This is a genomic window from Streptomyces sp. NPDC051214, from assembly GCF_040682375.1.
Classification (GTDB): domain Bacteria; phylum Actinomycetota; class Actinomycetes; order Streptomycetales; family Streptomycetaceae; genus Streptomyces.
Map to the genome: position 1 here is coordinate 248749 of NZ_JBFBAT010000004.1, position 25727 is coordinate 274475.

General features: G+C 70.6%; 23 protein-coding genes. 18 read left to right on the forward strand and 5 right to left on the reverse strand.

Going from position 1 to position 25727, the window contains the following annotated elements:
• Positions 1-108: 108 nt before the first annotated feature.
• Positions 109-2994 carry a glycoside hydrolase family 2 TIM barrel-domain containing protein gene (locus AB0M70_RS12355; RefSeq protein ID WP_365819223.1) on the forward strand — a complete coding sequence of 962 codons (2886 nt, stop codon included), beginning with the start codon at positions 109-111 and terminating at the stop codon, positions 2992-2994.
• A gap of 24 nt (positions 2995-3018) precedes the next feature.
• Here AB0M70_RS12355 and AB0M70_RS12360 read toward each other — a convergent pair whose 3' ends face one another.
• Positions 3019-3678, reverse strand: coding sequence for a DUF4389 domain-containing protein (locus tag AB0M70_RS12360; protein WP_365819813.1), 660 nt, complete (start codon positions 3676-3678; stop codon positions 3019-3021).
• Between the two features lie 142 nt (positions 3679-3820).
• On the opposite strand from AB0M70_RS12360, the gene AB0M70_RS12365 reads away from it, so the two are divergent.
• Positions 3821-4249: a VOC family protein gene (locus AB0M70_RS12365; protein WP_365819225.1), complete on the forward strand. Its 429-nt coding sequence runs from the start codon at positions 3821-3823 to the stop codon at positions 4247-4249.
• Here AB0M70_RS12365 and AB0M70_RS12370 read toward each other — a convergent pair.
• Positions 4221-4949 (reverse strand): DUF6597 domain-containing transcriptional factor, encoded by a 729-nt coding sequence (locus tag AB0M70_RS12370; RefSeq protein WP_365819227.1) that lies wholly within the window; start codon positions 4947-4949, stop codon positions 4221-4223. The genes AB0M70_RS12365 and AB0M70_RS12370 overlap by 29 nt on opposite strands.
• Before the next feature lie 24 nt (positions 4950-4973).
• Positions 4974-5909: an AraC family transcriptional regulator gene (locus tag AB0M70_RS12375; protein WP_365819229.1), complete on the reverse strand. Its 936-nt coding sequence runs from the start codon at positions 5907-5909 to the stop codon at positions 4974-4976.
• An 80-nt stretch (positions 5910-5989) separates the two neighbouring features.
• Here AB0M70_RS12375 and AB0M70_RS12380 point away from each other — a divergent pair, with 80 nt between their 5' ends.
• The gene (locus AB0M70_RS12380) at positions 5990-6856 is read left to right on the forward strand and encodes an NAD(P)H-binding protein (protein ID WP_365819231.1); all 867 of its coding nucleotides are present in this window, start codon (positions 5990-5992) and stop codon (positions 6854-6856) included.
• Between the two features lie 95 nt (positions 6857-6951).
• Here AB0M70_RS12380 and AB0M70_RS12385 read toward each other — a convergent pair whose 3' ends face one another.
• Positions 6952-8088, reverse strand: a complete 1137-nt coding sequence (locus AB0M70_RS12385; RefSeq protein WP_365819233.1) for a YihY/virulence factor BrkB family protein — start codon at positions 8086-8088, stop codon at positions 6952-6954.
• A 17-nt stretch (positions 8089-8105) separates the two neighbouring features.
• Between AB0M70_RS12385 and AB0M70_RS12390 the strand changes: the two genes are divergently transcribed.
• The 3 genes from AB0M70_RS12390 to AB0M70_RS12400 all read left to right on the forward strand — a co-directional run bounded on the left by AB0M70_RS12390 (position 8106) and on the right by AB0M70_RS12400 (position 11899).
• The gene (locus tag AB0M70_RS12390; RefSeq protein WP_365819235.1) at positions 8106-9743 is read left to right on the forward strand and encodes an acyl-CoA dehydrogenase family protein; all 1638 of its coding nucleotides are present in this window, start codon (positions 8106-8108) and stop codon (positions 9741-9743) included.
• A gap of 248 nt (positions 9744-9991) precedes the next feature.
• The gene (locus AB0M70_RS12395) at positions 9992-11284 is read left to right on the forward strand and encodes a GAF domain-containing protein (RefSeq protein WP_365819237.1); all 1293 of its coding nucleotides are present in this window, start codon (positions 9992-9994) and stop codon (positions 11282-11284) included.
• 51 nt (positions 11285-11335) lie between these two features.
• Entirely contained in the window at positions 11336-11899 is a 564-nt protein-coding gene (locus AB0M70_RS12400; RefSeq protein ID WP_365819239.1) for a GNAT family N-acetyltransferase, read from the forward strand.
• Positions 11900-11927: 28 nt separating this feature from the next.
• On the opposite strand, the gene AB0M70_RS12405 is transcribed toward AB0M70_RS12400, so the two are convergent.
• Entirely contained in the window at positions 11928-15125 is a 3198-nt protein-coding gene (locus AB0M70_RS12405; protein ID WP_365819241.1) for an NACHT domain-containing protein, read from the reverse strand.
• A 152-nt stretch (positions 15126-15277) separates the two neighbouring features.
• Between AB0M70_RS12405 and AB0M70_RS12410 the strand changes: the two genes are divergently transcribed.
• From AB0M70_RS12410 to AB0M70_RS12465, 12 genes are all read left to right on the forward strand, one after another.
• Entirely contained in the window at positions 15278-15361 is an 84-nt protein-coding gene (locus AB0M70_RS12410; RefSeq protein WP_323178717.1) for a putative leader peptide, read from the forward strand.
• 116 nt (positions 15362-15477) lie between these two features.
• Entirely contained in the window at positions 15478-17175 is a 1698-nt protein-coding gene (locus AB0M70_RS12415; protein WP_365819243.1) for a nitrite/sulfite reductase, read from the forward strand.
• The gene (locus AB0M70_RS12420; protein ID WP_365819245.1) at positions 17172-17351 is read left to right on the forward strand and encodes a hypothetical protein; all 180 of its coding nucleotides are present in this window, start codon (positions 17172-17174) and stop codon (positions 17349-17351) included. The genes AB0M70_RS12415 and AB0M70_RS12420 overlap by 4 nt, the downstream gene beginning before the upstream one ends.
• Positions 17348-18061, forward strand: a complete 714-nt coding sequence (locus AB0M70_RS12425; RefSeq protein WP_365819247.1) for a phosphoadenylyl-sulfate reductase — start codon at positions 17348-17350, stop codon at positions 18059-18061. Before AB0M70_RS12420 ends, AB0M70_RS12425 begins: the two co-directional genes overlap by 4 nt.
• Positions 18061-18648 (forward strand): adenylyl-sulfate kinase, encoded by a 588-nt coding sequence (cysC, locus tag AB0M70_RS12430; protein ID WP_365819249.1) that lies wholly within the window; start codon positions 18061-18063, stop codon positions 18646-18648. Before AB0M70_RS12425 ends, cysC begins: the two co-directional genes overlap by 1 nt.
• Positions 18645-19583, forward strand: a complete 939-nt coding sequence (gene cysD, locus AB0M70_RS12435; RefSeq protein ID WP_365819251.1) for a sulfate adenylyltransferase subunit CysD — start codon at positions 18645-18647, stop codon at positions 19581-19583. The genes cysC and cysD overlap by 4 nt, the downstream gene beginning before the upstream one ends.
• A 2-nt stretch (positions 19584-19585) precedes the next feature.
• Entirely contained in the window at positions 19586-20959 is a 1374-nt protein-coding gene (locus AB0M70_RS12440; RefSeq protein WP_365819253.1) for a GTP-binding protein, read from the forward strand.
• Positions 20960-21189: 230 nt separating this feature from the next.
• Entirely contained in the window at positions 21190-22320 is a 1131-nt protein-coding gene (locus AB0M70_RS12445) for an aliphatic sulfonate ABC transporter substrate-binding protein (RefSeq protein ID WP_365819255.1), read from the forward strand.
• Positions 22321-22383: 63 nt separating this feature from the next.
• Positions 22384-23175, forward strand: a complete 792-nt coding sequence (locus AB0M70_RS12450; RefSeq protein ID WP_365819257.1) for an ABC transporter ATP-binding protein — start codon at positions 22384-22386, stop codon at positions 23173-23175.
• Positions 23162-24064: an ABC transporter permease gene (locus AB0M70_RS12455; protein ID WP_365819259.1), complete on the forward strand. Its 903-nt coding sequence runs from the start codon at positions 23162-23164 to the stop codon at positions 24062-24064. The genes AB0M70_RS12450 and AB0M70_RS12455 overlap by 14 nt, the downstream gene beginning before the upstream one ends.
• Positions 24065-24070: 6 nt before the next feature.
• The gene (locus AB0M70_RS12460; protein ID WP_365819261.1) at positions 24071-24832 is read left to right on the forward strand and encodes a sirohydrochlorin chelatase; all 762 of its coding nucleotides are present in this window, start codon (positions 24071-24073) and stop codon (positions 24830-24832) included.
• A gap of 11 nt (positions 24833-24843) precedes the next feature.
• Positions 24844-25701 (forward strand): hypothetical protein, encoded by an 858-nt coding sequence (locus tag AB0M70_RS12465; protein ID WP_365819263.1) that lies wholly within the window; start codon positions 24844-24846, stop codon positions 25699-25701.
• Positions 25702-25727 lie beyond the last annotated feature (26 nt).

A 25727-nucleotide genomic window follows, 5' to 3' on the forward strand; every position in this document is an offset into this window, starting at 1 on the left:
GAAATCCGCAAGTCATGCGCCTTTTGTCCAACTCGGTCTCAGAGAATCCAACAACCCCCGCCGCGTGACGGTTGTGACGCCTCGCCTCCCCGCTGTCTGATGGAGGTCATGGAGCTCCCCTACCTTGAGGACGTGTCCCCCGGCACCGGCTGCCTCCCGCCCCGCGCGTGGTATGCGCGGTCGGACGCCATCTCCCTCTCCCTGAACGGCAGTTGGAAGTTCCGGCTCTCCCCGGCCGCCGACACCGCCGACGACTCCTTCGCCTCGGAGGGCCACGACGCCCTGGCCTGGGACACCGTGACGGTGCCGGGCCACTGGGTGCTGCAGGGCCACGGCGCGCCCATCTACACGAACATGGTCTATCCCTTCCCCGTCGACCCGCCCCGCGTGCCCACCGAGAACCCGACCGGCGACCACCTGCGCACCTTCGACCTGCCGGAAGGCTGGCCGGAGACCGGCGACGGCACACTCCGCTTCGACGGCGTCGAGTCCTGCGCCCGCGTCTGGCTGAACGGCACGGAACTCGGCGAGTTCAAGGGCTCCCGGCTCCCCCACGAGTTCTCCGTCGGTCACCTCCTGAAGCCGTCGGGCAACGTTCTGGCGGTCCGCGTCCACCAGTGGTCGTCCGGTTCCTACCTGGAGGACCAGGACCAGTGGTGGCTGCCGGGCATCTTCCGGGACGTGACCCTGCTGCACCGCCCCGAGGGCTGCGCGAGTGACTTCTTCACGCACGCCTCGTACGACCATCGTGCGGGCACGGGCACCCTGCGGGTCGACTCGGACGTCGAGGGGCGGGTCAGCGTGCCCGAGCTGGGGATCGACGTCGCCACGGGCGAGTCCGTGACGGTGGCCGTCGAACCCTGGACCGCCGAGACGCCACGCCTGTACGACGGGGTCCTGGCCACGGCGGGCGAGCGCGTCCCGCTGCGGATCGGCTTCCGCACGGTCGCGGTCGAGAACGGTGTCATCAAGGTCAACGGGCGGCGGATCCTGTTCCGGGGCGTGAACCGGCACGAGTTCCACCCGGACACGGGCCGCGCCCTCGACCTCGCCACGATGCGCACCGACGTGCTCCTGATGAAGCAGCACAACATCAACGCGGTCCGCACCAGCCACTACCCGCCGCACCCCGCCTTCCTCGACCTCTGCGACGAGCTGGGCCTGTGGGTCATCGACGAGTGCGACCTGGAGACCCACGGCTTCACCGAGCAGGGATGGCGCGACAACCCCGTCGACGACGACCGCTGGACTCCTGCCCTCCTGGACCGCGCGGCCCGCATGGTCGAGCGCGACAAGAACCACGCCTCGGTGATCATCTGGTCTCTCGGCAACGAGTGCGGGACGGGCCGCGGCCTGACCGCCATGGCCCGCTGGATCCGCGCGCGCGACGCGGATCGCCTGATCCACTACGAGGGCGACCCGACCTGCGCGGACACCGACATGTACTCGCGCATGTACGCCGAGCATGCCGAGGTCGAGCGGATCGGCCACCGGGCGGACACCGGAGGGCCCGAGGCGCGGCGCCAACTCCCCTTCATCCTCTGCGAGTACGGGCACGCCATGGGCAACGGCCCCGGCGGCCTGAGCGAGTACCAGGAGCTGTTCGACGCGCACGAACGCAATCAGGGCGGCTTCATCTGGGAGTGGATCGACCACGGCCTCAGGCACCCGGAGTTCGGCTTCGCCTACGGCGGTGACTTCGGCGAGGAGCTGCACGACGGGAACTTCGTCTGCGACGGCCTGGTCTTCCCCGACCGGCTGCCCTCGCCCGGACTCGACGCGTACAAGCGGGTCATCCAGCCGGTGCGTTTCGCGTACGACGGCGACGCGGGGACGGTCACGGTGACCAATCTGCACGACTTCGCGGACCTCTCCCATCTCTCCTTCGAGTGGCTGTACATCAGCGACGACGAAGAGGCCCCTTTCGCAGCCGGGGAGCTAGCCGTGCCGCCGGAGCTCGGGCCCGGTGAATCCGTCGAGCTGAAAGTGCCCGGCCCGCCGCCCGCGAGCCGCGACGCCGAGACCTTCCTGCACCTCACGGCCATGGTGGGCGTCGAGACGAACTGGACGAAGCTGGACCACGGCGTCGCGCGGGCCGAGTTCCCGGTCGCGCCACGGCCGGCGGTCCGCCCTGCCACCGGAGAGCGCCCGGTGCGCGACGGCGAGGTCATCACGCTCGGCCCCGGCACCTTCGACGCCCGCACCGGCGAGCTGCTCACCCTGAACGACCTTCCGCTGAGCAGCGCTCCCCGCCTGGACATCTGGCGTGCCCCCACCGACAACGACAACGGGGCGTCCTGGCAGGGCGGGCAGCGCAACGGCCTCGTCTGGCGCGAACTCGGCCTGCACCGGATGCAACACCGCCTGGACGGCGTCGAGTTGACGGACGACACGCTCACCGTCCGCACCCGCGTGGCGCCCGCCGCCCGCGACATCGGCCTGCGCACCGTCTACCGCTGGACGTCCGACGGCGCCCACCTGCGCCTCACGGTGGCCGTGGTGCCCGAGGGCGAGTGGACGGTGCCGCTGCCCCGGCTCGGCATCCGGCTCGGCCTGCCCGCCGCGTACGGCTACGCGCACTGGTTCGGCGGCTCCGGAGAGGCGTATCCGGACACGGCGGCGGCGTCCGACATCGGTCGCCGCTTCGAGCCGGTCGACCGCATGCAGACCCCGTATGTGCGCCCGCAGGAGAACGGCGCCCGCGCGGGCGTCCGCTGGGCCGAGCTGCGGTCGGACTTCGAGGGCGAGGGACTGCGGGTGGTCGGTGAGCCCGCCTTCTGGTTCACGGCGCGCCGTTGGACCAGCGAGCAGCTCGACGCGGCCACGCACCGCACGGATCTCGTCGCCGGCGACACCGTGTGGGTCCACCTCGATCACGGGCAGCGCGGCATCGGCTCGCAGTCGTGCGGTCCCGGGGTGCTGCCGCAGTACGAACTCCACGCCGCCCCGGCGGAGTTCGCGTTCACTTTCTCGCGTCGGGCAGGTACGTCGTAGGAGGCGTAGGACGTCGTAGGACAGTCAGTCGAGAGGTTCCCGGTCTCCCTGGTCGAGCCGGTAGGGCGGGTAGACGTCCGTGAGCAGCAGGCCGTAGACGAGGACGCGCGCGGCCCAGCGGTGCAGGCCGATGTTGAGGTCGTGCATGCCGCGGGGGTAGTGGCCCGTGAAGAGCAGGGTCACGCCCGCGTAGAAGGCGATGAGACCGGTGAGGCCGACGTTGAGACGGACGCCGCCCGTGAACAGGCCGACCACCAGGAGCTGCGGCAGGATGAGCAGCCAGCTCTTGACCAGGACGAGCCCCCTGGAGAGGTGCTCGGGGTAGGCGATGTCCAGGTGGGCCGGGTAGTCGGCGACCTCGCGCAGCGAGAAGGGCGGATAGCGGTCGGTGGCGAGTGAGCCGTACGCGTAGTACTCGACGCGCCAGGTCCAGCGCAGCACACCGGCCGTGTAGTCGAACAGCGCCCGTGGATAGCGGCCGGTGATCAGGACGGCGAAGAACGCGACGAACGTGACGAGGACGAGGCCGAGCCACAGGAAGGCAAGGACGATGTAGTGCGGGACGGCGAGCAGCCACTTCACCAGCCAGAGCCAGCGGGACAGCGCCGGGTCGTACTGCGCCTCCAGGCGGACGGGACCGGCGCGGTGCTTGCCGGGAGCGGTCACCGTGGGCGTGGCGGACATGGCTGACATGGCGGTCAACTCCCCTTGTCGCCGTGCTTGCACTCCTGCCCACATGTACGACCGTGCGCGGGCGGCGGCAAGGAGTGGCACGTCGTCCGTTTTCTTCAAGACGGCGTGAGGGCGGCTGCCTACGCTGCGAGGCATGAACACGAACATCACGCCCCGCTTCGACCTGATCGGCATCGTCGTCGCCGACATGGCCGCCACCCTCGCCTTCTACCGCCGCCTCGGCCTGGAGTTTCCCGCGGGCTCCGAGGAGCAGCCGCACGTCGAGACGGCGCTCCCCGGCGGTCTGCGCCTCGCGTTCGACACCGAGGAGACCATCCGCTCCTTCACCGAGAACTGGGAGCCGCCGCAAAGCTCGGGCCGCATCGGGCTCGCCTTCCACTGCGAGACACCCGAGGGCGTCGACGCGGTGTACGCGGAGTTGGTGAACGCCGGGTACCGCGGCGAGCTCAAGCCGTGGGACGCCTTCTGGGGCCAGCGGTACGCCTGTGTCCTCGACCCGGACGGGAACGGCGTCGACCTGTTCGCGCCGCTTCCTACCTCGCCGGGTCCGGCCGCGGGCTGAGCAGCTCGCTCAGCGGCATGCCCGCCAACTCCTTGACGTCACGCGCCAGATGGGCCTGGTCGGCGAAGCCCGCGACGGCCGCGGTCTCCGCGTACGCCATGCCTCCTCGGGCCAGGGCGAGCGCGCGCTGCAGGCGCAGGACCCGGGCCAGCGTCTTGGGGCCGTAGCCGAACGCGGCGAGCGAACGCCGGTGCAGGAGACGGGCGTTGATGCCCGCCTCCTCGGCGGTGAACGCGATGGACCGGCCCGCGTCCAGGGATGTGACGACGTGCGTGAGCAGTGGGTCCGGCGGCCCCGCCTCGTCCGCCCGCGCCAGGGCGGCGGACTCCAGGACGGCGGCCGGATCGAGGGCCGCGTCCATGCGCTCGGTCAGCCGGCGCGCCTCGGCGGAGGGCCACAGGTCGGCGAGGTCGACGCGCCGGTCACGCAGTTCATGCGCGGGCACGCCGAGGAAGGCGGGGGCGGTGCCGGGGTAGAAGCGGATGCCCACATACCGTGCGGCGCCGTGCGACTCGGGGCGGTACGCGCGGGTGTCGGGGCCCGCGACCAGGAGCCTGCCGCCGGTCCACAGCAGGTCCATGCAGCCGTCGGGCAGGACGGGGTAGACGGGGCCGTTCCTGGCACCCCCGGCACGGGTCCACAGGACCGCGCCGGTGACCCGGGACGGCCGCTCCGCGTACTGCACAGGCGCGAACGACACGCCTCAAGGTTACGCCGCCCGAGGTCACGCGGCCCGTGAGCGGTGCTCCTGCGGGCTGACCCCGTACACCCGCTTGAAGGCGCTGGACAGCGCGAACGCGCTGCCGTACCCGACGCGGCGGGCGATCGCGGCGATCGTCTGCTCGCCGTCCCGCAGCAGGTCGGCGGCGAGCGCGAGCCGCCAGCCCGTCAGGTACGCCATCGGCGGCTCACCCACGAGTTCGGTGAACCGCCGGGCGAGGGCGGCCCGTGAGACGCCCGCCTTCGCGGCGAGTGCGGCGATCGTCCACGGGTGCGCGGGGTCGTCCTGCAGCAGCCGGATCGCCTGCCCGACCACCGGGTCCCCCATCGCCCGGTACCAGGCGGGGGCCTCCGCCTCCGGCCTGGAGAACCAGGCCCGCAGCGTCGCGATCATCAGCAGGTCGAGCAGCCGGTCGAGCACGACGTCCTGACCGGGCTCGTCCTTGGTGATCTCGTCGGCGAGCAGCGGGGTGAGCGGGCAGTCCCACACCTCGATGGGCAGCACAAGGAGCGGGGGCAGCGCGTCGAGGAGCCGCCCGGTGATCTCGCCGCGCGCCTGGTAGGTGCCGATCAGCATCTCGGCGGCGCTGTCGGACGATTGGCCCCAGGTGCGCGGACCGAGGTCGCGGTACTTGTCGGCCGGAGTGTCACCGAGGGGCACGCAGCGTTCGCCGGGCCGGATCTCGACGTGGGGCGCGGCGGCCTGCTCGTCGGCGACGGTGTAGTGGTCGGGGCCGCGGGCGACGGCGACGTCACCGGGACGGATCAGCTGGGGTTCGCCCTCGTCGGGCACGATCCAGGCGGTGCCCCGCACCATGATCATGACGGACAGGGGTGCCTCGTCCGCGATGCGGACGGACCAGGGCGGGTCGAAGCACGCACGGATCATGAAGGCTCCTCGCGCCCGGGGGCCTTCCAGCAAGCCTGCGAGTACGTCCATGCGGGAAGCGTAGACGTACGCGTATGGGGGCGAGTTCCTGGCGGATGGTTCCTTGTGGCGCGCGCCGGTTCACTGAAGGCATGACAGAGACCGAAGAGAACACGCAGCGCATTCAGCACACGCAGAAGATGACGGTGCTGGTCACAGGCGCCACCGGCAGGACAGGGCGGCGGGTCGCCGAGGCCGCGCGGGCCGCGGGTCACACGGTGCGGGCCGCGTCGCGGTCGGGTGCCGTGCGGTTCGACTGGTACGACCCCTCGACGTGGGAGGACGCGCTGCGGGGCGCGGACGCCGCCTATCTCGCCTACATGCCGGACGTCGGCGCGCCCGGCGCGGGCGAGACGGTGGGCGCGCTGGCCCGCCGGGCGGTGGAGCTCGGTGTGCGGCGGCTCGTGCTGCTTTCCGCACGGGGCGAGGACCAGGCGGAGCCGGCCGAGCGGGCGGTGCGGGAGTCCGGGGCCGAGTGGACGGTCGTACGGGCGAGTTGGTTCGCCCAGAACCTCAGCGAGGGGCCGCTGCTCGACGGGATGCGGGCCGGTGAGCTGGTGTTCCCCGCCGACGAGGTGCTCGAACCGTTCATCGACGCGCGGGACATCGCCGATGTGGTGGTGGCGGTGCTGCGCCCTGACTCGGGCTACGCGGGGCGGGTTCTGGAGATCTCGGGGCCGCGGCTCCTCTCCTTCCGCGACGCCGTGGCCGAGGTGGCGGCGGCTGCGGGGCGGGAGATCCGGTATGTCGCCGTCTCGGCGCGGGAGTACGGGGGTGCGCTTGCGGAGTTCGGGGTGCCTGCGGAGGAGACGGCGTTCCTGGTCGAGCTTTTCGAGACGCAGTTGGACGGGCGCAACGCGTATCTCTCCGAGGGGGTGCGGGAGGTTCTGGGGCGGGAGCCGCGTGACTTCGCCGATTTTGCCCGGGAGCAGGCGGAGGCGGGCGTCTGGAAGGGGTGATTTCTCCCCAACCCCGCCCCTTCCCGAAAACTCGCTCGGCGCGAGGGCCTTGTCCTCAAACGCCGGACGGGCTGGAAATCCAGCCCGTCCGGCGTTCAGGACTTCTCCTCGTTCCCGCCGGGCTTCTTCACATGTGTCCGTAGGCGTGAGGAGACGTCGTCCGGGGGCAGGAAGCGGGACCACCGTTCCGGGAACTCCGACGGCATGTCGGGGTCGTCGGGATCCGCCGACGCCTCCCGCGCGGCGGCCGCACGGGCCACCATCTCCACCGCCCGAGCCTCCCGAATCCGATCGTTGGCCGCTCGCGCGGCTGCCGTGGCGACGGAGGGCCACACCCGGTCGATCGCGGCGTTCACCGCCGCTCCCACCAGGACCGCGAACGCCGACACACCGATCCACAGGAGCACCGCCACCGGCGCCGCCAACGAGCCGTAGATCGTGGGCCCTTCGACCGTGCTCGTGAGGTAGATCCGGAGCAGGAAGCTGCCCAGGACCCACATGCCCAGGGCGATCAGCGCGCCCGGCATGTCCTCCACCCAGGGCGAACGCACCGGCACCGAGACGTGGTACAGCGTCGTCAGGAACACCACCGAAAGCAGCGTCACCACCGGCCAGTACAGGATCTGCACCACGGTCGTGGAGCCGGGCACCAGCTTCACCACCGCGTCCGGGCCCGCCACCATCAGCGGCAGGGCCACCGAACCGATCAGCAGCGCCACGATGAACAGGCCGAACGCCAGGAGGCGGGTCTTGACGATGCCGCGCGCGCCGTCCAGGCCGTACATCACCGTGATCGTGTCGATGAAGACGTTCACGGCGCGCGAGCCCGACCACAGGGCGAAGACGAAACCGATGGAGATGACGTCGGGCCTGCCGACCCGCATGACGTCCTCCAGTATCGGCTGCGCGATCTGGCTGACGCCCTTGTCGGAGAGGACCGTGCGGGAGGCCTCGAGGATGTTGTTCTCGACGCTGGCGATCGTGTTCGCGCCGGTCCACCGGTCCACGTACGCGAGCAGCCCGATCAGGCTCAGGAGCAGCGGCGGCACCGAGAGCAGCGTGAAGAAGGCCGCCTCGGCGGCGAGCCCCAGGATGCGGTACTCCACGCACGAGTTGACCGTGTCCTTGAGCAGCAGCCAGGCAGTCCTGCGCTTGGAGACGTTGCTGTAGAGAGCGCGGGCCCGGTTCCAGCGGCCCGACGGCCTCCCGGGTGTTTCATTTGCCTGGTGCACCTCCTTACCGTAGCGGCATGGCAGCCACCACCCACACAGTGACCAACCAGGCTCCGCCCCTGGTGGGATATGACGTCTTTACGTCTGACCGCGCGCTCACGGAAGGGGTCGCACGGCATCTCGACCCCGCGCTCCTCGACACCGCCCGCGAGCAACTCTCCGAACTCGGGCGCACCGCGGGATCGGAGCAGGCGCGCGAATGGGGGTTCCTCGCCAACGAGAATCCGCCCGTTCTGCACACGCATGACCGCTATGGGAATCGCATCGACGAGGTCGCCTTCCACCCCGCGTGGCACCGGCTGCTCGGCAAGGCCGTGTCGTCGGGTCTGACCACCGCCTGGTCCCGGCCGGGCGGGCATCTGCGGCGCGCCGCCGGGTTCCTGGTCTGGTCGCAGGTCGAGGCGGGGCACGGCTGCCCCGTCTCGATGACGCATGCCGCTGTTCCCGCGCTGCGGGCCGATCCCGCGCTCGCCGCCGTATGGGAGCCCCGGCTCACCTCGCTCGTCTACGACGAGGGTCTGCGGCCCGCCTCGCAGAAGGCCGGAGCGCTCTTCGGGATGGGCATGACGGAGAAACAGGGCGGCAGCGACGTACGCGCGAACACGACGCGTGCGCGTGCGCTCGCGGAGGAGGGCGCCTATGAACTCACGGGACACAAGTGGTTCTGTTCCGCGCCCATGTCCGACGGCTTTCTCGTGCTCGGGCAGAAGGACGCCGGGCTCACGTGCTTCCTCGTGCCGCGGGTCCTCGAGGACGGCACGAGGAACGCCTTCGCCATCCAGCGCCTGAAGGACAAACTGGGCAACAAGTCGAACGCGTCGAGCGAGGTCGAGTTCGACGGGACGTGGGCGCGCCGGGTCGGCGAGGAGGGGCGCGGGGTGCGCACCATCATCGAGATGGTGGCGGCCACGCGGCTCGACTGCGTCATCGGCTCCGCGTCGCTCATGCGCCAGGCCGTCGCGCAGGCCGTCCACCACGCCACGTACCGCGAGGCGTTCGGCGGCAAGCTCATCGACAAGCCGCTCATGCGCAACGTCCTCGCGGATCTCGCCCTGGAGTCGGAGGCCGCCACGACCCTCGCGCTGCGCCTGGCGGCCGCGTACGACGACGGGAGCGAGCAGGAACGGGCGTTCCTGCGCATCGCGGTGCCGGCCGCGAAGTACTGGGTGACCAAGCGCTGCACGCCGCTCGTGGTGGAGGCCCTCGAGGTGCTCGGCGGGAACGGGTACGTGGAGGAGTCGGGGATGCCGCGGCTGCTTCGCGAGTCGCCGCTCAACTCCATCTGGGAGGGCTCGGGGAACGTACAGGCGCTCGACGTGCTGCGTGCGCTCCAGCGGGAGCCGCAGGCACTGAACGCCTTCCTCCAGGAGGTGGGCAGCGCGCGCGGCGCCGATCACCGCCTGGACGGCGCGATCAAGGGGCTGCTCACCGAACTGGCCGACCTGGACGGCGTGGAGGCGCGGGCGCGGCGGCTCGTGGAGCGGATGGCTCTGGTGCTGCAGGGTTCGCTGCTCGTGCGGTACGCGCCCCCGGAGGTGGCCGACGCGTTCTGTGCCTCGCGGCTCGGCGGGGACTGGGGCTCGGCGTTCGGGACGCTGCCGCACACCCTGGATCTGGCCGCCGTGGTGGAACGGGCGGCTCCGCGCGACGCCTAGGCGACCGGAGAGTGGCGGGGGTGGTGCTGCGCCGACACGGCACCACCCCCGCTCCCAAGCCCCGTTGAGGAGCGTCAACGCCGCGAACGGCGTTGCACATCAGCTTCGATCTCCGTATGGCCGTTCGCGAGAGTTGCAGACGGTTGCAAGCCGAAAGTTCATTACTGAACCAATACCCTTGCGGACGCCGAGGGGGCACGATGTGTGGATGCCCCCGACGCACTGGCTCTGCTCGGGAAGGACCGGTCATGAACGTGACTGCGACGATCGACCTCGCGAGGATCTCCGCCATGGACTGTGCTCAGGCCGCCCGACTGCTCGCGGGGGTCCGCCAGGCGTCGCTCGCGGGGCAGCGGCCGCGCATGCTGCCGCGTCCCGTGATCGAGGAGTCCTGGGCGCGCATGAAGCTCGTCGGGGTCGACCCCGACCGCGACTTCCGCTCCCGGCTGCTCGGCGTCGAGGAGCTGGAGGAGCGCAGGCGCGCCTCGCCGCTGACGGAGATCATGCCGGTGCTGCGGGCCGCCCTTGTCACGGTCGCGGACGCGGCGCACCACATCATGGTCGTCTGTGACGCGGACGGCCGGGTGCTGTGGCGTGAGGGCAGTTCACCGGTGCTGCGCAAGGCGGACTCGCTCGGCTTCGAACTGGGGGCCGACTGGAACGAGGCCGTCGTCGGCACCAACGGGATAGGGACACCGCTCGTCGTCCGCCGGCCCGTGCAGGTGTTCTCCGCCGAGCACTACGTGGAGACGCATCACGCGTGGACGTGCACGGGCGCGCCCATCACCGACCCGCGTGACGGCCGCCTTCTCGGCGTGGTCGACATCAGCGGTCCGCTGAACACGATGCATCCGGCGACGCTCGCCCTGGTCGACTCGGTGGCCAAGCTCGCCGAGGCGCGGCTGCGGGAGACCCACGTGGCGGCGCTCGACCGGCTGCGCTCGGTGGCGGCGCCGGTCCTGGCCCGCCTTGCCGGGCGCGCCGTGGCGGTGGACCACCACGGGTGGACGGCGGCGGTCACGGGGATGCCGCCCACCGACCGGCTCTCCCTGCCCAAGGTCATGACCGCGGGCCACATATGGCTGCCCTCGCTCGGCACTTGCGCGGTGGAGCCGCTGCCCGGCGGCTGGCTGCTGCGCATCGAGGAGGACCCGCAGCCGCTGGCCGCGACGCGCGTCATCCTGGACGTGCGGGGCCCGCGCCGCTGGTCGGTCACCGTGGAGGGCGGCGGAGCGGGCGGCTGGACGCGTGAACTGAGCCCGCGGCACGCGGAGTTGCTCTACCTCCTCGCCACCCACCGCAAGGGCCGCAGCGCTTCGGGCCTCGCCGAGGACATGTTCGGCGACCCGGCGCGCACGGTCACGGTCCGCGCCGAGATCTCCCGCGTCCGGCGCTACCTGGGCGGACTCCTGGCCCACCGCCCCTACCGCTTCCCGGAGGACGTGGACGTACAGGTGCTCCTCCCCGAACACCCGGCCCACTTGCTGCCCCACTCCACGGCCCCAGCGGTAAGGGAGGCTCGCCGGGCGCCGGAACCTTGAGTGTGCGCCCCACGTTGGCCGCCACCCCACCCCCGTGATTCTCTGACCTGCATGAGCCTCACTGTCACCACGTGGTCGCTGGAGCAGACCGCCCCCACCGACCTGCTGCCCGCCGCCGCGCCCGAGGGCGACGACGTACGGATCGTCCGGGCCGAGATCCCCTCCCCGGAGTTCAGCCGCTTCCTCTACGCCTCCGTCGGCGGCGACATCCGCTGGACGGACCGCCTCTCCCTCTCCTACGCCCAGTGGCAGGAAGAGCTCGGAAAGCCGGGCGTCGAGACCTGGGTGGCGTACGAGAAGGGGACGCCCGCGGGATACGTGGAACTCGCGGCGCGGGAGGAGGGCGTGGTCGAGATCGTCTACTTCGGCCTCATCCCCGCCTTCCGCGGCCGCCGCATCGGCGGCCACCTGCTCTCGCAGGCCGTCCGCCGCGCCTGGGACCTGGCCGAACGCTGGCCCGAGCTCACCCCCACCAAGCGGGTCTGGCTCCACACCTGCTCCAAGGACGGCGAACACGCCATGGACAATTACCTGCGGCGCGGCTTCAAGCTCTTCGACACAAAGGTCGAGCAGGAGCCGGACGTGGCGACACCGGGGCCTTGGCCGGGGGCGTGAGCCTCGGCCGGGCCCCTGGACGCGTGCGCTAGTCGGCCACCACCGTCCCCGCGCGCCGACGCAGGCCGGTGACGACCTCGCGGGCCACGAGACGGGGGATGTCCTTGGCTTTACGGGCGCGGCGATCGAGGGCCCTGCCCCGCCGAACCGCCACGCTGCCGGCTGCGACGATCGCCACCGAGATCACGATCGCGGCGGCGGTGCCCCACCAACTGGACCACGCCGCGTAGGAGTAGACCGCCGTGGCGGGCCCCAGGACGAAGCCGACGGCACGCAGCGCCGAGTCCTGGGCGTCCTCGGGGGCTCCGTAACCAAAGTTGTGGGCAAAGGGAACTGTCGCGCGGAAGAGATGCACCGGATCGGTGCGCGCCTCGCTGTGCCACAGGGCGAACCAACCGACGAGGATCGCGCTCACGGCTGCCCACCCGAGCCAGGCGGGTCCCCACGGATCCACGCCCAGGGCCGCGAGCACCGCGCGGACTGCCGCCACGGCGGAAACAAGGAGGAACAGGCCCAGCACGAACCTGTAATGGCGACTTTCGTCGAAGTCGAACGTGAAGTCTTGACGCGGGTCGGCGCAGGTCTCCCAGACCTGGGGGTGCACGGAACCGTGTCGCCACCGGAGACCCAGCGTGAGCAGGCGCTCTCTGAGCGGGAGCTCGTCCAACAGGCGCAACACTCCTTGTGCCCTGTTCCCCTGGGAGGCCGTGGCCCGACAGCACATGCGATACAGGCCGTCCCGCCCCAGGCCATCGAAGGACCCGGGCCGGGCAACTACGTAGTCGATCAGGCGTCGTCCCAGAACCGCGTACAGGTCGCGAGGCAGTTCCGGCCCGGTCCGCAGATCGACGGCGAAAGCATCGCTGGAGTACCCCAGTGTGATCACCAAGTCCCGGAGATGCTCGGACGCGGAAAGCGTCGGTCCGGCGCCCACTCGGTCGGCCAGAAGGAGCAGGGCGGCCACCAAGCGCCCGTCGAGCCGTGCCTCCGCAGGCAACTCGCCTTCCTGGAAAGCCTGGTGGACCATCGTCGCCACCGTCCCCATCAGTGGGATGACTGGGTCGTGCGCACCCTCCGCGAAGGGGGCCCACGCGCGCTCGAGGCTGCGCAACGCCACCCGGTCGTCGCCCGGCCTCTCCCTCAGCGCCCGCACGACCTCCGGTTCCGCGATCAGCCCCCCGAGCAGGACAGCGCAGGGGCGACGCAGCAACGACACCTTGTAGTGGTCCATGGTCATGATGTCCGCCAACGCCACCGCCGCCCGTCCCGTCCCCACCATTCCGAGCGCGTCGACCGCAGGACCGTTCCCCTTCAGGGCGGCTTCCCGCAGCGCGGGCACCGCGATGTCGCCCATGCTCGCGAGGGCCGCACACGTCGCCGTGCGGCGGTGGGGCAGCCAGACGAGCACGTGAGCCGCGCGGGAGGAGGCCGTCGCGGCGAGGGCCCTGATCGCCGCGCCGTGCACGGCTTCTGGAACGGCCGGGCCATGGGCAAGGGGCACGAGCAGCGAGAACACCATGTCCGACATGGCCGCCGGACCCGTGCCCGCGACCCCCAGCGCCGCCTCCAGAGCCGTGCCCGCCGCGTCGTCGCCGTTGCATGAGCCGAGGCGGTCGCCCGCGTCGAGGACCATCTCCTGGATCAGATCCCCGTCCACACGGCGCGCTTCGGCCAGACACTGGAAGGCGAGCAGCACGTCACGCGCGCGCAGGTCCCTGATCATCGGCGAGCAGTCCCGTCTGGTCACGCCGCACCAGAGACGGACCGTTTCCCGCCAGCGCGCGGGGTCGGCGTCGTAGCGGGCGAGCAGCGCGGTCCAGTCGTCCGCGAGGGCCTCGGCGGCGAGGTACTCCTGGAGGGAGAGGTGGGCGAACTGGTAGTAACGGCCGTTCTCGAGCTTGCTGAGCAGTCCGCTTCGTACGCAGATCTCGTCGATCACGCGCCGGGCCTTGTCCGGCGTCTCGTGCTGCCGCTCCAACGCCCCCGCCACCCACTCCATCAATACGCCGCCCGAGAACTCACGGCCGACTCCCTGCTCGACGCTCCGGCGATCGGCTGAATCGGCCAGGGCGTCCTGGGCCCGGAGTCCGGCGCTGCACAGCACCGCACGCTTCAGTTCGCTGTCGAACTCGCCCTGCCTGCCCCGGTCGTCGACGAAGGCGTCGGACACCTGCTGGTAGAACTCCGCCCGGGTGCGGGGCAGCTCCCTGTCGGTGTCCGGATAGACGTAGCTGTAGAGGTAGGCGATGGCCGTCAGAAGGAGGGGGTTGCGGGCGAGTGACATCAGGCGCGGGACCTCGCCCAGCGCCTTCAGGAGACGGTCGACGGAGTCCGGCGCCGTGCGCTCGGGCCAGCGCCAGCCCCGCAGGAACTGGTGGATGTGGAGGTCGGTGAACTCCTGGATCGCCAGCGAGCGGTCGACCACCTCCTTGAGGTGGTCCCGGTAGGCGGGGTAGACGGCCGTCCGGCAGGTGACGATCATTCCTGCTTTCGGGTACTTCCGCGCCACATCCCTGATCCAGTGCACGAGGTCGCGCCGCTCCGCCGCCGGGACCTCGTCGAGGCCGTCCAGGTAGAAGGTGACGCGACCGGCGAGCAGCTGCCTGAGGATCCACCGCTCGGGTACGTTGCGGCCCGCGGGGCTGGCCAAGTGCTGGGCGAGAAGGGCAATGGGGTCGAGAACACCGGGATCGAGCGCGTCAGGCTTGAGCTCGTGCAGTTCCAAGAGCACGGGGACACGCTCCCGCCGGGCCTCGCGGCGCGGCCCGGCGGCGTGCGCGCCCCGGGACTCGGCCCACGCCAGGACCGCCCGCCGGAGGTACATGCTCTTGCCCGCGCCCGGGTCCCCACAGACGATCACCTTCTTGCCGGCGGCCAGGAGCGCGTCCACCGCCTCCCAGCCCAGAGCCTCCGCGGCGGCCAAGCCTCGCGAGGAGATGCCTTCGGCCGCTCGGAGAGGGACGTATACAGAGGCGACCGAGATCTTCACGTCGGGGCCCGACGGGACGGCGAAGGGGATCGGGACCTCGTGGTGGCGGGTGTGGAGGTCGGCGGCGTAGCGGTCCAGGAACCGTCGCTCGCCCCCGCACACGAACAGGAGCCCGCCGGGCAGCCCCTTCAGCCAGCCCTTGAAGGCATCGTTGGCCACGGCCACAAGGGAGGCGCCGAGCACCGCGAGGCCGGACACCGCCCAAGTGGCCAGCCACCCCCACGCCTGTCCCCACACGAGAGCCCCCTCGGCCCGTATGCCTGGACAGCAGGATAGAGCGATTACCTCCTCAAGTGACCCAGATCACTCCGTCTCATGCAGTGAGACTGTAATGTCCAGATCATGGACAGTGGTGGACTGGGCCGAAAGTCCCGTGACACGCTTCCGTCATGGATCGCACTGGAATTGCCTTGGTGAGTCGGCGTCACGTCGATCTCTGCCGCATGTCCAGCGCCATGTGTCCGGCGAGCTGACAGCACCAGCGCCGACGACTCCCCCTGCTTGACCATCCCCCTGCGCACCGCCGCGCCTCACGCGCGAAGTGTGCAGGTGAGAGCCGCCCTCAGCCCGCCTTGAAGGACGTATAGCCATGGCTGCCACCCCCGAAAAGCCCACGACTGCCGCGCCCCGGCGCAAGGTGAGCCGTCACCGTGGTGAGGGCCAGTGGGCCGTAGGCCACTTCACGCCGCTGAACGGCAACGAACAGTTCAAGAAGGACGACGACGGTCTCAATGTGCGGACACGCATTGAGACGATCTACTCCAAGCGCGGGTTCGACTCGATCGACCCGAACGATCTTCGTGGACGTATGCGCTGGTGGGGGCTCTACACCCAGCGCCGGCAGGGCATCGACGGCGGCAAGACCGCGATCCTGGAGCCGGAGGAGCTGGACGACGAGTACTTCATGCTGCGCGTCCGGATCGACGGCGGGCGGCTGACCACCGAGCAGCTGCGGGTCATCGGCGAGATCTCGCAGGAGTTCGCGCGCGGCACCGCCGACCTCACCGACCGGCAGAACGTGCAGTACCACTGGATCCGCATCGAGGACGTCCCCACCATCTGGGAGCGGCTCGAGGCCGTGGGGCTCTCGACCACCGAGGCCTGCGGTGACACGCCCCGCGTCATCCTCGGTTCGCCCGTAGCCGGTGTCGCCGCGAACGAGATCATCGACGGCTCGCCCGCCATCGACGAAATTCAGCGCCGCTTCATCGGCAGTCCCGAGTTCTCGAACCTGCCCCGTAAGTTCAAGACCGCCATCTCGGGCTCGCCACAGCTCGATGTCGCGCATGAGATCAACGACGTCGCTTTTGTGGGGGTCAATCACCCCGAGCACGGGCCCGGCTTCGACCTCTGGGTCGGCGGCGGGCTCTCCACCAACCCGAAGCTGGGTGTGCGGCTCGGTGCCTGGGTGCCGCTCGACGAGGTGCCGGAGGTGTGGACCGGCGTCATCGGCATCTTCCGCGACTACGGCTACCGGCGGCTGCGCAACCGCGCCCGCTTGAAGTTCCTCGTCGCCGACTGGGGGCCGGAGAAGTTCCGGCAGATCCTGGAGGACGAGTACCTCAAGCGGGAGCTCCTTGACGGGCCCGCGCCCGAGCAGCCCGCCGGGACCTGGCGCGACCACCTCGGCGTGCACCAGCAGAAGGACGGCCGCTTCTACGTCGGCTTCGCCCCCCGCGTCGGCCGCGTGGACGGCACGACGCTCACGAAGATCGCCGATGTCGCCGCGGCCCACGGCTCGGGCCGTCTTCGCACCACCGCCGAGCAGAAGATGATCGTGCTCGACGTCGAAGAGGCTCAGGTCGAGTCGCTCGTGGCGGGGCTCGAAGCCCTTGACCTGCGGGTGACTCCCTCTCCCTTCCGGCGCGGCACCATGGCCTGCACCGGCATCGAGTTCTGCAAGCTGGCGATCGTCGAGACCAAGGCGCGCGGCTCCCAGCTCATCGACGAACTGGAGCGCCGCATCCCGGAGTTCGACCAGCCGATCACCATCAACATCAACGGCTGCCCGAACGCCTGCGCCCGTATCCAGGTCGCCGACATCGGCCTGAAGGGGCAGTTGGTCCTCGACGGCGAGGGCAACCAGGTCGAGGGCTTCCAGGTGCACCTGGGCGGCGCGCTCGGCCTGGAGGCCGGGTTCGGCCGCAAGGTCCGTGGCCTGAAGGTCACTTCGGCCGAGCTGCCCGACTACGTGGAGCGGGTCCTCAAGCGCTTCGAGGCGGAGCGCGCGGACGACGAGCGCTTCGCTACCTGGGTGGCCCGCGCCTCCGAGGAGGCGCTGTCATGAGCGAGCGCGCCGCCCCCTTCCACTGCCCCTACTGCGGTGACGAGGACCTGCGCCCGAACGAGACCGGTCACGGCGCCTGGGAATGCGCCGCGTGCAATCGAGCCTTCCAGTTGAAGTTCCTCGGGCTGCTGGCCCAGGGAGTTCAGCGCGACAACGGTGGAGGGGAAGAGATATGACGACCGCTCAGGAGCAAGGACAGCGTACGGACGACGAGTTGAAGGTTCTCGCCGAGCAGGCCGGGCGGGACCTGGAGGACGCCTCGGCCCTGGAGATCCTCCGGTGGGCCGTGGACACCTTCGGCGAGCGCTTCTGCGTGACCTCTTCCATGGAGGACGCCGTCGTCGCCCACCTCGCGTCCCGGGCCCGCCCCGGCGTGGACGTCGTGTTCCTCGACACCGGCTACCACTTCCCCGAGACCATCGGCACCCGTGACGCCGTCGCCGCCGTGATGGACGTCAACGTCATCACGCTCACGCCGAAGCAGACGGTGGCCGAGCAGGACGCCGAGTTCGGCGCGAGGCTGCACGACCGCGACCCCGACCTGTGCTGCGCCATGCGCAAGGTCAAGCCCCTCGAGGAGGGCCTGACCTCGTACGCCGCGTGGGCGACGGGTCTGCGCCGCGACGAGTCCCCCACCCGGGCCAACACCCCGGTCGTCGGCTGGGACAAGAAGCGCCACAAGGTCAAGGTCTCCCCGATCGCCCGCTGGACGCAGGACGACGTGGACGCGTACATCAACGAACATGGCGTGCTCACCAACCCCCTCCTCATGGACGGCTACGGCTCCGTGGGCTGCGCACCCTGCACCCGCCGCCTCCTGGAGGGCGAGGACGCCCGCGCGGGACGCTGGTCGGGCAACGCCAAGACCGAGTGCGGGATCCACTGATGACAGAGCCGCAGAACGCGACAGAGCCTCGACACGAATCGGAGAAGCGCGTGACCACCGGAGCCACCATCTGGCTCACCGGCCTGCCCAGCGCGGGCAAGACCACCATCGCCTACGAACTCGCGGGCAAGCTGGGCGAGGACGGCCACCGGGTCGAGGTGCTCGACGGCGACGAGATCCGCGAGTTCCTCTCGGCGGGCCTCGGCTTCAGCCGCGAGGACCGGCACACGAACGTGCAGCGCATCGGCTTCGTCGCCGAACTGCTCGCCCGTAACGGCGTGAAGGTCCTGGTACCGGTGATCGCGCCCTTCGCGGACAGCCGTGAGGCGGTGCGCAAGCGCCACCAGACGGGCGGCACGCCCTACCTGGAGGTCCACGTGGCCACCCCGGTCGAGGTCTGCTCCGTACGCGACGTGAAGGGTCTGTACGCCAAGCAGGCGGCCGGCGAGATCTCCGGGCTCACAGGGGTCGACGACCCGTACGAGGCACCCGAGTCACCCGATCTGCGCATCGAGTCCCAGGACCAGACCGTGCAGGAGTCCGCGGCGGCCGTGCGCGCGCTGCTCATCGAAAGGGGTCTGGCATGACCACGACCGTGGCCACAGTGACCGAGGAGACGGACAGCCCGTACGCGCTGTCCCACCTGGACGCCCTTGAGTCCGAGGCGGTGCACATCTTCCGCGAGGTGGCGGGCGAGTTCGAGCGGCCGGTGATCCTCTTCTCCGGCGGCAAGGACTCGATCGTCATGCTGCACCTCACGCTGAAGGCGTTCGCCCCCGCGGCGATCCCCTTCTCGCTCCTGCACGTCGACACCGGGCACAACTTCCCCGAGGTGCTCGAGTACCGCGACCGCGTCGTCGCCGAGCACGGGCTGCGGCTCCATGTCGCCTCCGTGCAGGAGTACATCGACGCGGGCAAGCTGCGCGAGCGCCCCGACGGGACGCGCAACCCGCTGCAGACCGTGCCGCTCACGGAGAAGATCCAGAGCGAGAAGTTCGACGCGGTCTTCGGCGGCGGACGCCGCGACGAGGAGAAGGCCCGCGCCAAGGAGCGGGTGTTCTCGCTGCGGGACGAGTTCTCGCAGTGGGACCCGCGCCGCCAGCGCCCCGAGCTGTGGCAGCTCTACAACGGCCGCCACGCCCCCGGCGAGCACGTCCGCGTGTTCCCGCTGTCCAACTGGACCGAGCTTGACGTGTGGCAGTACATCGCCCGCGAGGGCATCGAGCTGCCGCAGATCTACTTCGCGCACGAGCGGGACGTGTTCCGGCGCTCCGGCATGTGGCTGACCGCCGGCGAGTGGGGCGGCCCCAAGGACGACGAGACGGTCGAGAAGCGGCTCGTCCGCTACCGCACCGTCGGCGACATGTCCTGCACCGGAGCCGTCGACTCCGACGCCACCACCCTTGACGCCGTCATCACCGAGATCGCCGCGTCCCGGCTCACCGAGCGTGGCGCCACCCGCGCCGACGACAAGATGTCCGAGGCCGCGATGGAAGACCGCAAGCGCGAGGGGTACTTCTAAACATGACCAGCACCACCGAACCCGACAAGGCGCAGCCGCTCTCCGCCGAGCAGCTGTCGGCCACCACCCTGCTGCGGTTCGCCACCGCGGGCTCCGTCGACGACGGCAAGTCCACCCTCGTGGGACGTCTTCTGCACGACTCGAAGTCGGTCCTCACCGACCAGCTCGAGGCCGTGGAGCGCGCCTCCGCCAGCCGCGGCGCCGAGGCGCCCGACCTGGCACTGCTCACCGACGGCCTGCGGGCCGAGCGCGAGCAGGGCATCACCATCGATGTCGCCTACCGCTACTTCGCGACCCCGCAGCGCCGGTTCATCCTCGCCGACACCCCCGGGCACGTGCAGTACACCCGCAACATGGTCACCGGCGCCTCGACGGCCGACCTCGCGGTGGTCCTCGTCGACGCCCGCAACGGCGTCATCGAGCAGACCCGCAGGCACGCCGCCGTCGCCGCGCTCCTTCGCGTCCCGCACGTCGTGCTCGCCGTGAACAAGATGGACCTCGTCGACTTCGAGGAGACCGTCTTCGCGAGGATCGCCGAGGAATTCACCGCGTACGCCAGCGAGTTGGGCGTCCCGGAGATCACCGCGATTCCGATCTCGGCGCTGGCTGGCGACAACGTCGTGGAGCCGTCCTCGAACATGGACTGGTACGGCGGCCCCACCGTCCTCGAGCACCTGGAGACCGTCCCGGTCAGCCACGACCTGACCTCCTGCCACGCCCGCCTGCCCGTGCAGTACGTGATCCGCCCGCAGACCGCGGAGCACCCCGACTACCGGGGCTACGCCGGACAGATCGCGGCGGGCACCTTCCGGGTCGGCGAGTCCGTGACCGTGCTCCCCTCGGGCAAGACGTCGAAGATCGCGGGCATCGACCTCCTCGGCACGCCCGTGGACGTCGCGTGGACACCGCAGTCCGTGACGCTGCTCCTGGAGAGCGACATCGACATCGCGCGCGGCGACCTGATCGTGCCGAGCGGCGACCAGCCGGGGACCTCGCAGGACCTCACGGCGACGGTCTGCCACGTCGCGGACACGGCGCTGGCCGTCGGCCAGCGGGTGCTGCTCAAGCACACCACCCGCACGGTCAAGGCGATTGTCAAGGAGATCCCCTCGCGGCTCACCCTGGACGACCTCTCCCAGCACCCGGAGCCGGGGCAGCTGGTCGCCAACGACATCGGCCGCGTCGTGATCCGCACCGCCGAGCCGATCGCCGTCGACTCGTACGCGGCCTCGCGCCGCACCGGTTCGTTCCTCCTGATCGACCCGGCCGACGGCACGACGCTCGCGGCCGGCATGGCGGGCGACGCGTTCGCCGAGACCGTCGAGACGGTCGAAGAGGACAAGAAGGCGGCGGACGACGAGGGCTGGGACTTCTGACCATGGCCACGATCGACTATTTCTCGACCTTCGCGAAGGAGGGCGGCCGCGTCGGCAGCGGCGCCCTCGGCGCGGGGCAGGGCGGGGTCGGGCGATGTGCGTGCTGACGTACGCGCACTGCCTGCGCGCCCACACCCCCCGCGAGCTCGACCTGCGAAGACGAAAACCCGCCGATCTCCCGGCCACGCCATGAAGGCGTAGCGACCGGGCCTACGAGAGGACCACCTCCCGTGTCTGCCAGCTTCCGCACTCCACGCACCACCGGGGGCCGACGTGCCCTGGCCTCCGTCGCCGCCCTGCCCCTGCTCGCCGTGGTGCTCACCTCCTGCGGTTACGGGTCCTCCAAGGACGACAAGGACGACAAGGCCGAGGTGGCCGCGGGTGCGAAGAAGATCGAGGGTCTCGACGAGGTGAAGATCGGGTACTTCCCGAACCTCACGCACGCCACCGCGCTCGTCGGTGACCAAGAGGGCCTGTTCCAGAAGGAACTGGGCGCGACGAAGGCCAAGTACACGCAGTTCAACGCGGGTCCGTCGGAGATCGAGGCGCTGAACTCGAAGTCGATCGACATCGGCTGGATCGGCCCGTCGCCCGCCATCAACGGCTACACCAAGGCCCAGGGCAAGAACCTGCGCATCATCGGCGGCTCGGCGTCCGGTGGCGTGAAGCTGGTGGTCAACCCGGACAAGATCAAGTCCCTGGACGACGTCAAGGGCAAGAAGATCGCGACGCCTCAGCTCGGCAACACCCAGGACGTCGCCTTCCTCAACTGGATCAAGGAAAAGGGCTGGAAGGTCGACGCGGAGAGCGGCAAGGGCGATGTCTCGGTGGTCCGCACCGACAACAAGATCACCCCTGACGCCTACAAGTCCGGCTCCATCGACGGCGCCTGGGTGCCCGAGCCGACCGCGTCGAAGCTGGTCGCCGAGGGCGGCAAGACGATCCTCGACGAGGCCGACCTGTGGCCGGACAAGAAGTTCGTGATCACGAACATCATCGTGTCGCAGGAGTTCCTGAAGGAGCACCCGAAGGTCGTCGAGGCCGTGCTGCGCGGTTCGGTGAAGACCAACCAGTGGATCAAGGACAACCCGGACAAGGCGAAGGCGTCCGCCAACGCGGCCCTCAAGGAGGCCTCCGGCAAGGAGCTGCCCGCCGAGGTCATCGACCCGGCGTGGAAGTCCATCCAGACCACGGACGACCCGCTGGCCTCCACGCTGGACTCCGAAGCCGAGCACGCGGTCAAGGCGGGTCTCCTCGACAAGCCGAACCTCAAGGGCATCTACGACCTGAGGCCGCTGAACAAGGTCCTCAAGGACGAGGGCAAGTCCGCTGTCGACGACGCCGGTCTCGGCGTCAAGTAACCCCGGAATCTCCCCCACTGCTTAAGGCGCGGGGGACCCCCAAGTTCCCAGGAGGTGACGACCATGGCGACCACGACCCTCGCCAAGGCGGCGGACGACATCACGGCCGCCCCGCACGCAGCCCGGATCGAGCATGTCTCGAAGTCCTTCGCCACACCCGCCGGGCAGCAGCTCGTCCTGGACGACATCACCCTCGATGTCGCTCCTGGCGAGTTCGTCACCCTCCTGGGAGCCTCGGGCTGCGGCAAGTCGACGCTGCTCAATCTGGTGGCCGGGCTCGACAAGCCGACGGCGGGCGACATCGCCACCGACGGCCGCCCGGCCCTGATGTTCCAGGAGCACGCGCTGTTCCCGTGGCTGACCGCGGGCAAGAACATCGAGCTCGCCCTCAAGCTGCGCGGCGTCGCGAAGGCCGAGCGGCGCGAGCGGGCCGAGGAGCTCCTCGGCCTCGTACGGCTCCAAGGGGCGTACGGCAAGCGGGTGCACGAGCTGTCGGGCGGCATGCGCCAGCGGGTGGCGCTTGCCCGCGCGCTCGCGCAGGACGCCAAGATCCTGCTGATGGACGAGCCGTTCGCGGCGCTCGACGCGATCACGCGTGACGTCCTGCACGACGAGCTGACCCGCATCTGGCGCGAGACGAACGTCTCCGTCCTCTTCGTCACGCACAACGTGCGCGAGGCCGTGCGCCTCGCCGAGCGCGTCGTGCTCCTCTCGTCGCGTCCCGGCCGGGTGGCGCACGAGTGGCGTGTCGACATCCCCCACCCGCGCCGCATCGAGGACTCCGCCGTGGCGGAACTGTCCGTCGAGATCACCGAACAACTGCGTGGGGAGATCCGCCGACATGGCCAGCACTGACACTCCGGTCGACAAGGCCGAGAGGGACAGCAGTCAGGACCTGGCAGGGCTGGAGGCGGGCCTGGACGCGCTGGACGCGGTCCAGACGCGGCGCGTCCCCTTCCGCCAGACCTTCGTCCAGAAGATCCTGCCGCCGGTCACCGCCATCGTGCTGGTGCTCGTGGTGTGGCAGGTCCTGGTGTGGGCGAAGGTCACCGACTCCTACAAACTGCCCGCGCCCTCCGCCGTCTGGAGCGAGGTCGAGGACGCCTGGCTGCAGGGCACGCTCCTGGAGTACGTCTGGACGTCGGTGTCGCGGGGGCTGCTCGGCTTCCTGATGGCGCTCGCCATCGGTACACCGCTCGGTCTGATCGTGGCCCGGGTGCGGTTCGTCAGGGCCGCGATCGGCCCCATCCTCTCGGGGCTGCAGTCGCTGCCCTCGGTGGCGTGGGTGCCGCCCGCCGTGATCTGGCTGGGTCTCAACGACCAGATGATGTACGCGGTGATCCTGCTCGGCGCGGTCCCCTCGATCGCCAACGGACTGGTCGCGGGCGTCGACCAGGTGCCCCCGCTGTTCCTGCGGGCCGGCCGCACGCTGGGCGCGACGGGGCTGCGTCACACCTGGCACATCGTGATGCCCGCCGCGCTGCCCGGCTATCTGGCGGGCCTGAAGCAGGGCTGGGCGTTCTCCTGGCGCTCGCTGATGGCCGCGGAGATCATCGCGCAATCGCCCGACCTGGGCATGGGGCTCGGTCAGCTCCTGGAGGCGGGCCGCACCAACAGCAGCATGTCGCAGGTGTTCTTCGCGATCCTCCTCATCCTGATCGTCGGCATCGCCATCGACCTGCTGATCTTCAGCCCCCTTGAGCGGCGCGTGCTGCGCAGCCGCGGACTCCTCGTGAGGAGCTGACCCACCATGTACCCCCGTCCCGTCCTGTTCGTCGTCGCCCACGGCAGCCGCGACCCGCGGCATGCCGCGACCGTGCGTGCCCTGGTGCGCCGGGTGCGGGAACAGCGGCCGGGCCTTCGGGTGGAGACCGGCTTCCTGGACTTCAACTCGCCCTCGGTCCCCGAGGTCCTGGAGTCCCTGGACGCCGAGGGCGTACGCGACGTGATCGCTCTCCCCCTGCTCCTGACGCGGGCGTTCCACGCGAAGTCGGACATCCCCGCGGTCCTGAGTCAGGCGCCGCCCCGCCTACGCATCCGGCAGGCGGCGGTGCTCGGCCCCTCTCCGCTGCTCCTGACCGCCCTGGACCAGCGGCTGTACGAGGCGGGTCTCACCCCCGCCGACAAGTCCTCGACCGGGGTCGTGCTGGCCTCGGCGGGGTCCTCCGACCCGGAGGCGATCGCAGTGATCGCTGAAATCGCGCGGGAGTGGCGGCACACCGGTTGGTGCGCCGTGCGGCCTGCGTTCGCCTCCGCATCTCTGCCCCGCACGGAGGACGCCGTGCGGGAGCTGCGCGCCTCCGGGGTGCGCAGGGTGGCGGTGGCTCCCTATGTCATCGCGCCGGGTTTTCTGCCCGACCGCATCGCGCGCGGCGCCGCCGAAGCCGACGTACTGGCCCACGTCCTCGGCCCCTCGGCGGGGTTGGCGCGGCTGCTCGTACGGCGTTACGACGAGGCATGTGCCGAGAACGGTGTGGCCCGGCGGGTGGCGCGGGTTCCCGTGCTGGCCTAGCTTGTGGGTTCATGACCCTCTCCAGATCCCGCACGCTCTGGCTGCGGACCGAGCCCCTGCACGCCGTGATCTACTTCGAGGAGCACTGCCGGGACCTGGGCAGGGCGCTGGGCCTCAAGGGCTTCTGGATGGGCTACTTCGCGGCCCGTACGGCTCCCATGGGCCCGGTCGAGTCGGGTCCTGCGACGGCCGCGCTCGGTGTGTTCGCCCCGGGCATGGTGGAGCGGGCCCTTCCGTCCGCCTGGCAGTACGTGTCGCCCGGCCGGATAGTGGAGGAGCGCGCCGCCTACACCGCGCGGGCCCTGCGCGCGCTGGTCCCCGGCATCGACGACCAGGCCCTCGCGCTCTGTCCGCCGCTCGCCGCGATGGTCGAGGACGCGCCGTCGCTCGCCCGTCCGCTGTTCGCGGCCAACCGTGACGTGAGCGAGCGGACCGATCCGGTGCAGCGGCTGTGGCAACTTGTCACCTGTGTACGGGAGTTCAGGGGCGACGCGCATGTCTCCGCGCTCGCCGACCATGGCCTCGACGCCTGCGAGGCGCTGGTGCTCGCCGCCGCCACGGGCCGCGTGGACCACGCCACCATCCGGCACGACCGGGGGTGGCAGGAGCAGGAGTGGGAGCAGGCGGTGGACCGGCTGCGCGGGCGTGGCCTGGTGGACGGTGACGGGCACATCACCGAACACGGACGGACCGAGCGCGAGTTGATCGAGGACGCCACGGACCGCCTGTCGGCGCGGCTGCTGCGCCCGCTGGCCGCTCGCGACGCGGACACGCTCCTGGCGGCGCTGGAACGGCCGGTGCGGCAGATACTGGCGACGGAGGTCATCCCCTTCCCCAATCCGATCGGACTGCCCCGGCCCACGAGTTAGTCAATCGGGTTGCTGAAGTACCGCTC

What these genes read in the sequence shown, in the direction of transcription:
- AB0M70_RS12460 (WP_365819261.1), top strand. Translation starts at nt 24,071, where the DNA reads ATGTACCCCCGTCCCGTCCTGTTCGTCGTCGCCCACGGCAGCCGCGAC.
- AB0M70_RS12375 (WP_365819229.1), bottom strand. Translation starts at nt 5,909, where the DNA reads ATGGACGTACTCGCAGGCTTGCTGGAAGGCCCCCGGGCGCGAGGAGCC.
- cysD (WP_365819251.1), top strand. Translation starts at nt 18,645, where the DNA reads ATGACCACGACCGTGGCCACAGTGACCGAGGAGACGGACAGCCCGTAC.
- AB0M70_RS12380 (WP_365819231.1), top strand. Translation starts at nt 5,990, where the DNA reads ATGACAGAGACCGAAGAGAACACGCAGCGCATTCAGCACACGCAGAAG.
- AB0M70_RS12355 (WP_365819223.1), top strand. Translation starts at nt 109, where the DNA reads ATGGAGCTCCCCTACCTTGAGGACGTGTCCCCCGGCACCGGCTGCCTC.
- AB0M70_RS12390 (WP_365819235.1), top strand. Translation starts at nt 8,106, where the DNA reads ATGGCAGCCACCACCCACACAGTGACCAACCAGGCTCCGCCCCTGGTG.
- AB0M70_RS12365 (WP_365819225.1), top strand. Translation starts at nt 3,821, where the DNA reads ATGAACACGAACATCACGCCCCGCTTCGACCTGATCGGCATCGTCGTC.
- AB0M70_RS12415 (WP_365819243.1), top strand. Translation starts at nt 15,478, where the DNA reads ATGGCTGCCACCCCCGAAAAGCCCACGACTGCCGCGCCCCGGCGCAAG.
- AB0M70_RS12455 (WP_365819259.1), top strand. Translation starts at nt 23,162, where the DNA reads ATGGCCAGCACTGACACTCCGGTCGACAAGGCCGAGAGGGACAGCAGT.
- AB0M70_RS12360 (WP_365819813.1), bottom strand. Translation starts at nt 3,678, where the DNA reads ATGTCCGCCACGCCCACGGTGACCGCTCCCGGCAAGCACCGCGCCGGT.
- AB0M70_RS12395 (WP_365819237.1), top strand. Translation starts at nt 9,992, where the DNA reads ATGAACGTGACTGCGACGATCGACCTCGCGAGGATCTCCGCCATGGAC.
- AB0M70_RS12450 (WP_365819257.1), top strand. Translation starts at nt 22,384, where the DNA reads ATGGCGACCACGACCCTCGCCAAGGCGGCGGACGACATCACGGCCGCC.
- AB0M70_RS12465 (WP_365819263.1), top strand. Translation starts at nt 24,844, where the DNA reads ATGACCCTCTCCAGATCCCGCACGCTCTGGCTGCGGACCGAGCCCCTG.
- AB0M70_RS12425 (WP_365819247.1), top strand. Translation starts at nt 17,348, where the DNA reads ATGACGACCGCTCAGGAGCAAGGACAGCGTACGGACGACGAGTTGAAG.
- AB0M70_RS12410 (WP_323178717.1), top strand. Translation starts at nt 15,278, where the DNA reads ATGGATCGCACTGGAATTGCCTTGGTGAGTCGGCGTCACGTCGATCTC.
- cysC (WP_365819249.1), top strand. Translation starts at nt 18,061, where the DNA reads ATGACAGAGCCGCAGAACGCGACAGAGCCTCGACACGAATCGGAGAAG.
- AB0M70_RS12440 (WP_365819253.1), top strand. Translation starts at nt 19,586, where the DNA reads ATGACCAGCACCACCGAACCCGACAAGGCGCAGCCGCTCTCCGCCGAG.
- AB0M70_RS12400 (WP_365819239.1), top strand. Translation starts at nt 11,336, where the DNA reads ATGAGCCTCACTGTCACCACGTGGTCGCTGGAGCAGACCGCCCCCACC.
- AB0M70_RS12420 (WP_365819245.1), top strand. Translation starts at nt 17,172, where the DNA reads ATGAGCGAGCGCGCCGCCCCCTTCCACTGCCCCTACTGCGGTGACGAG.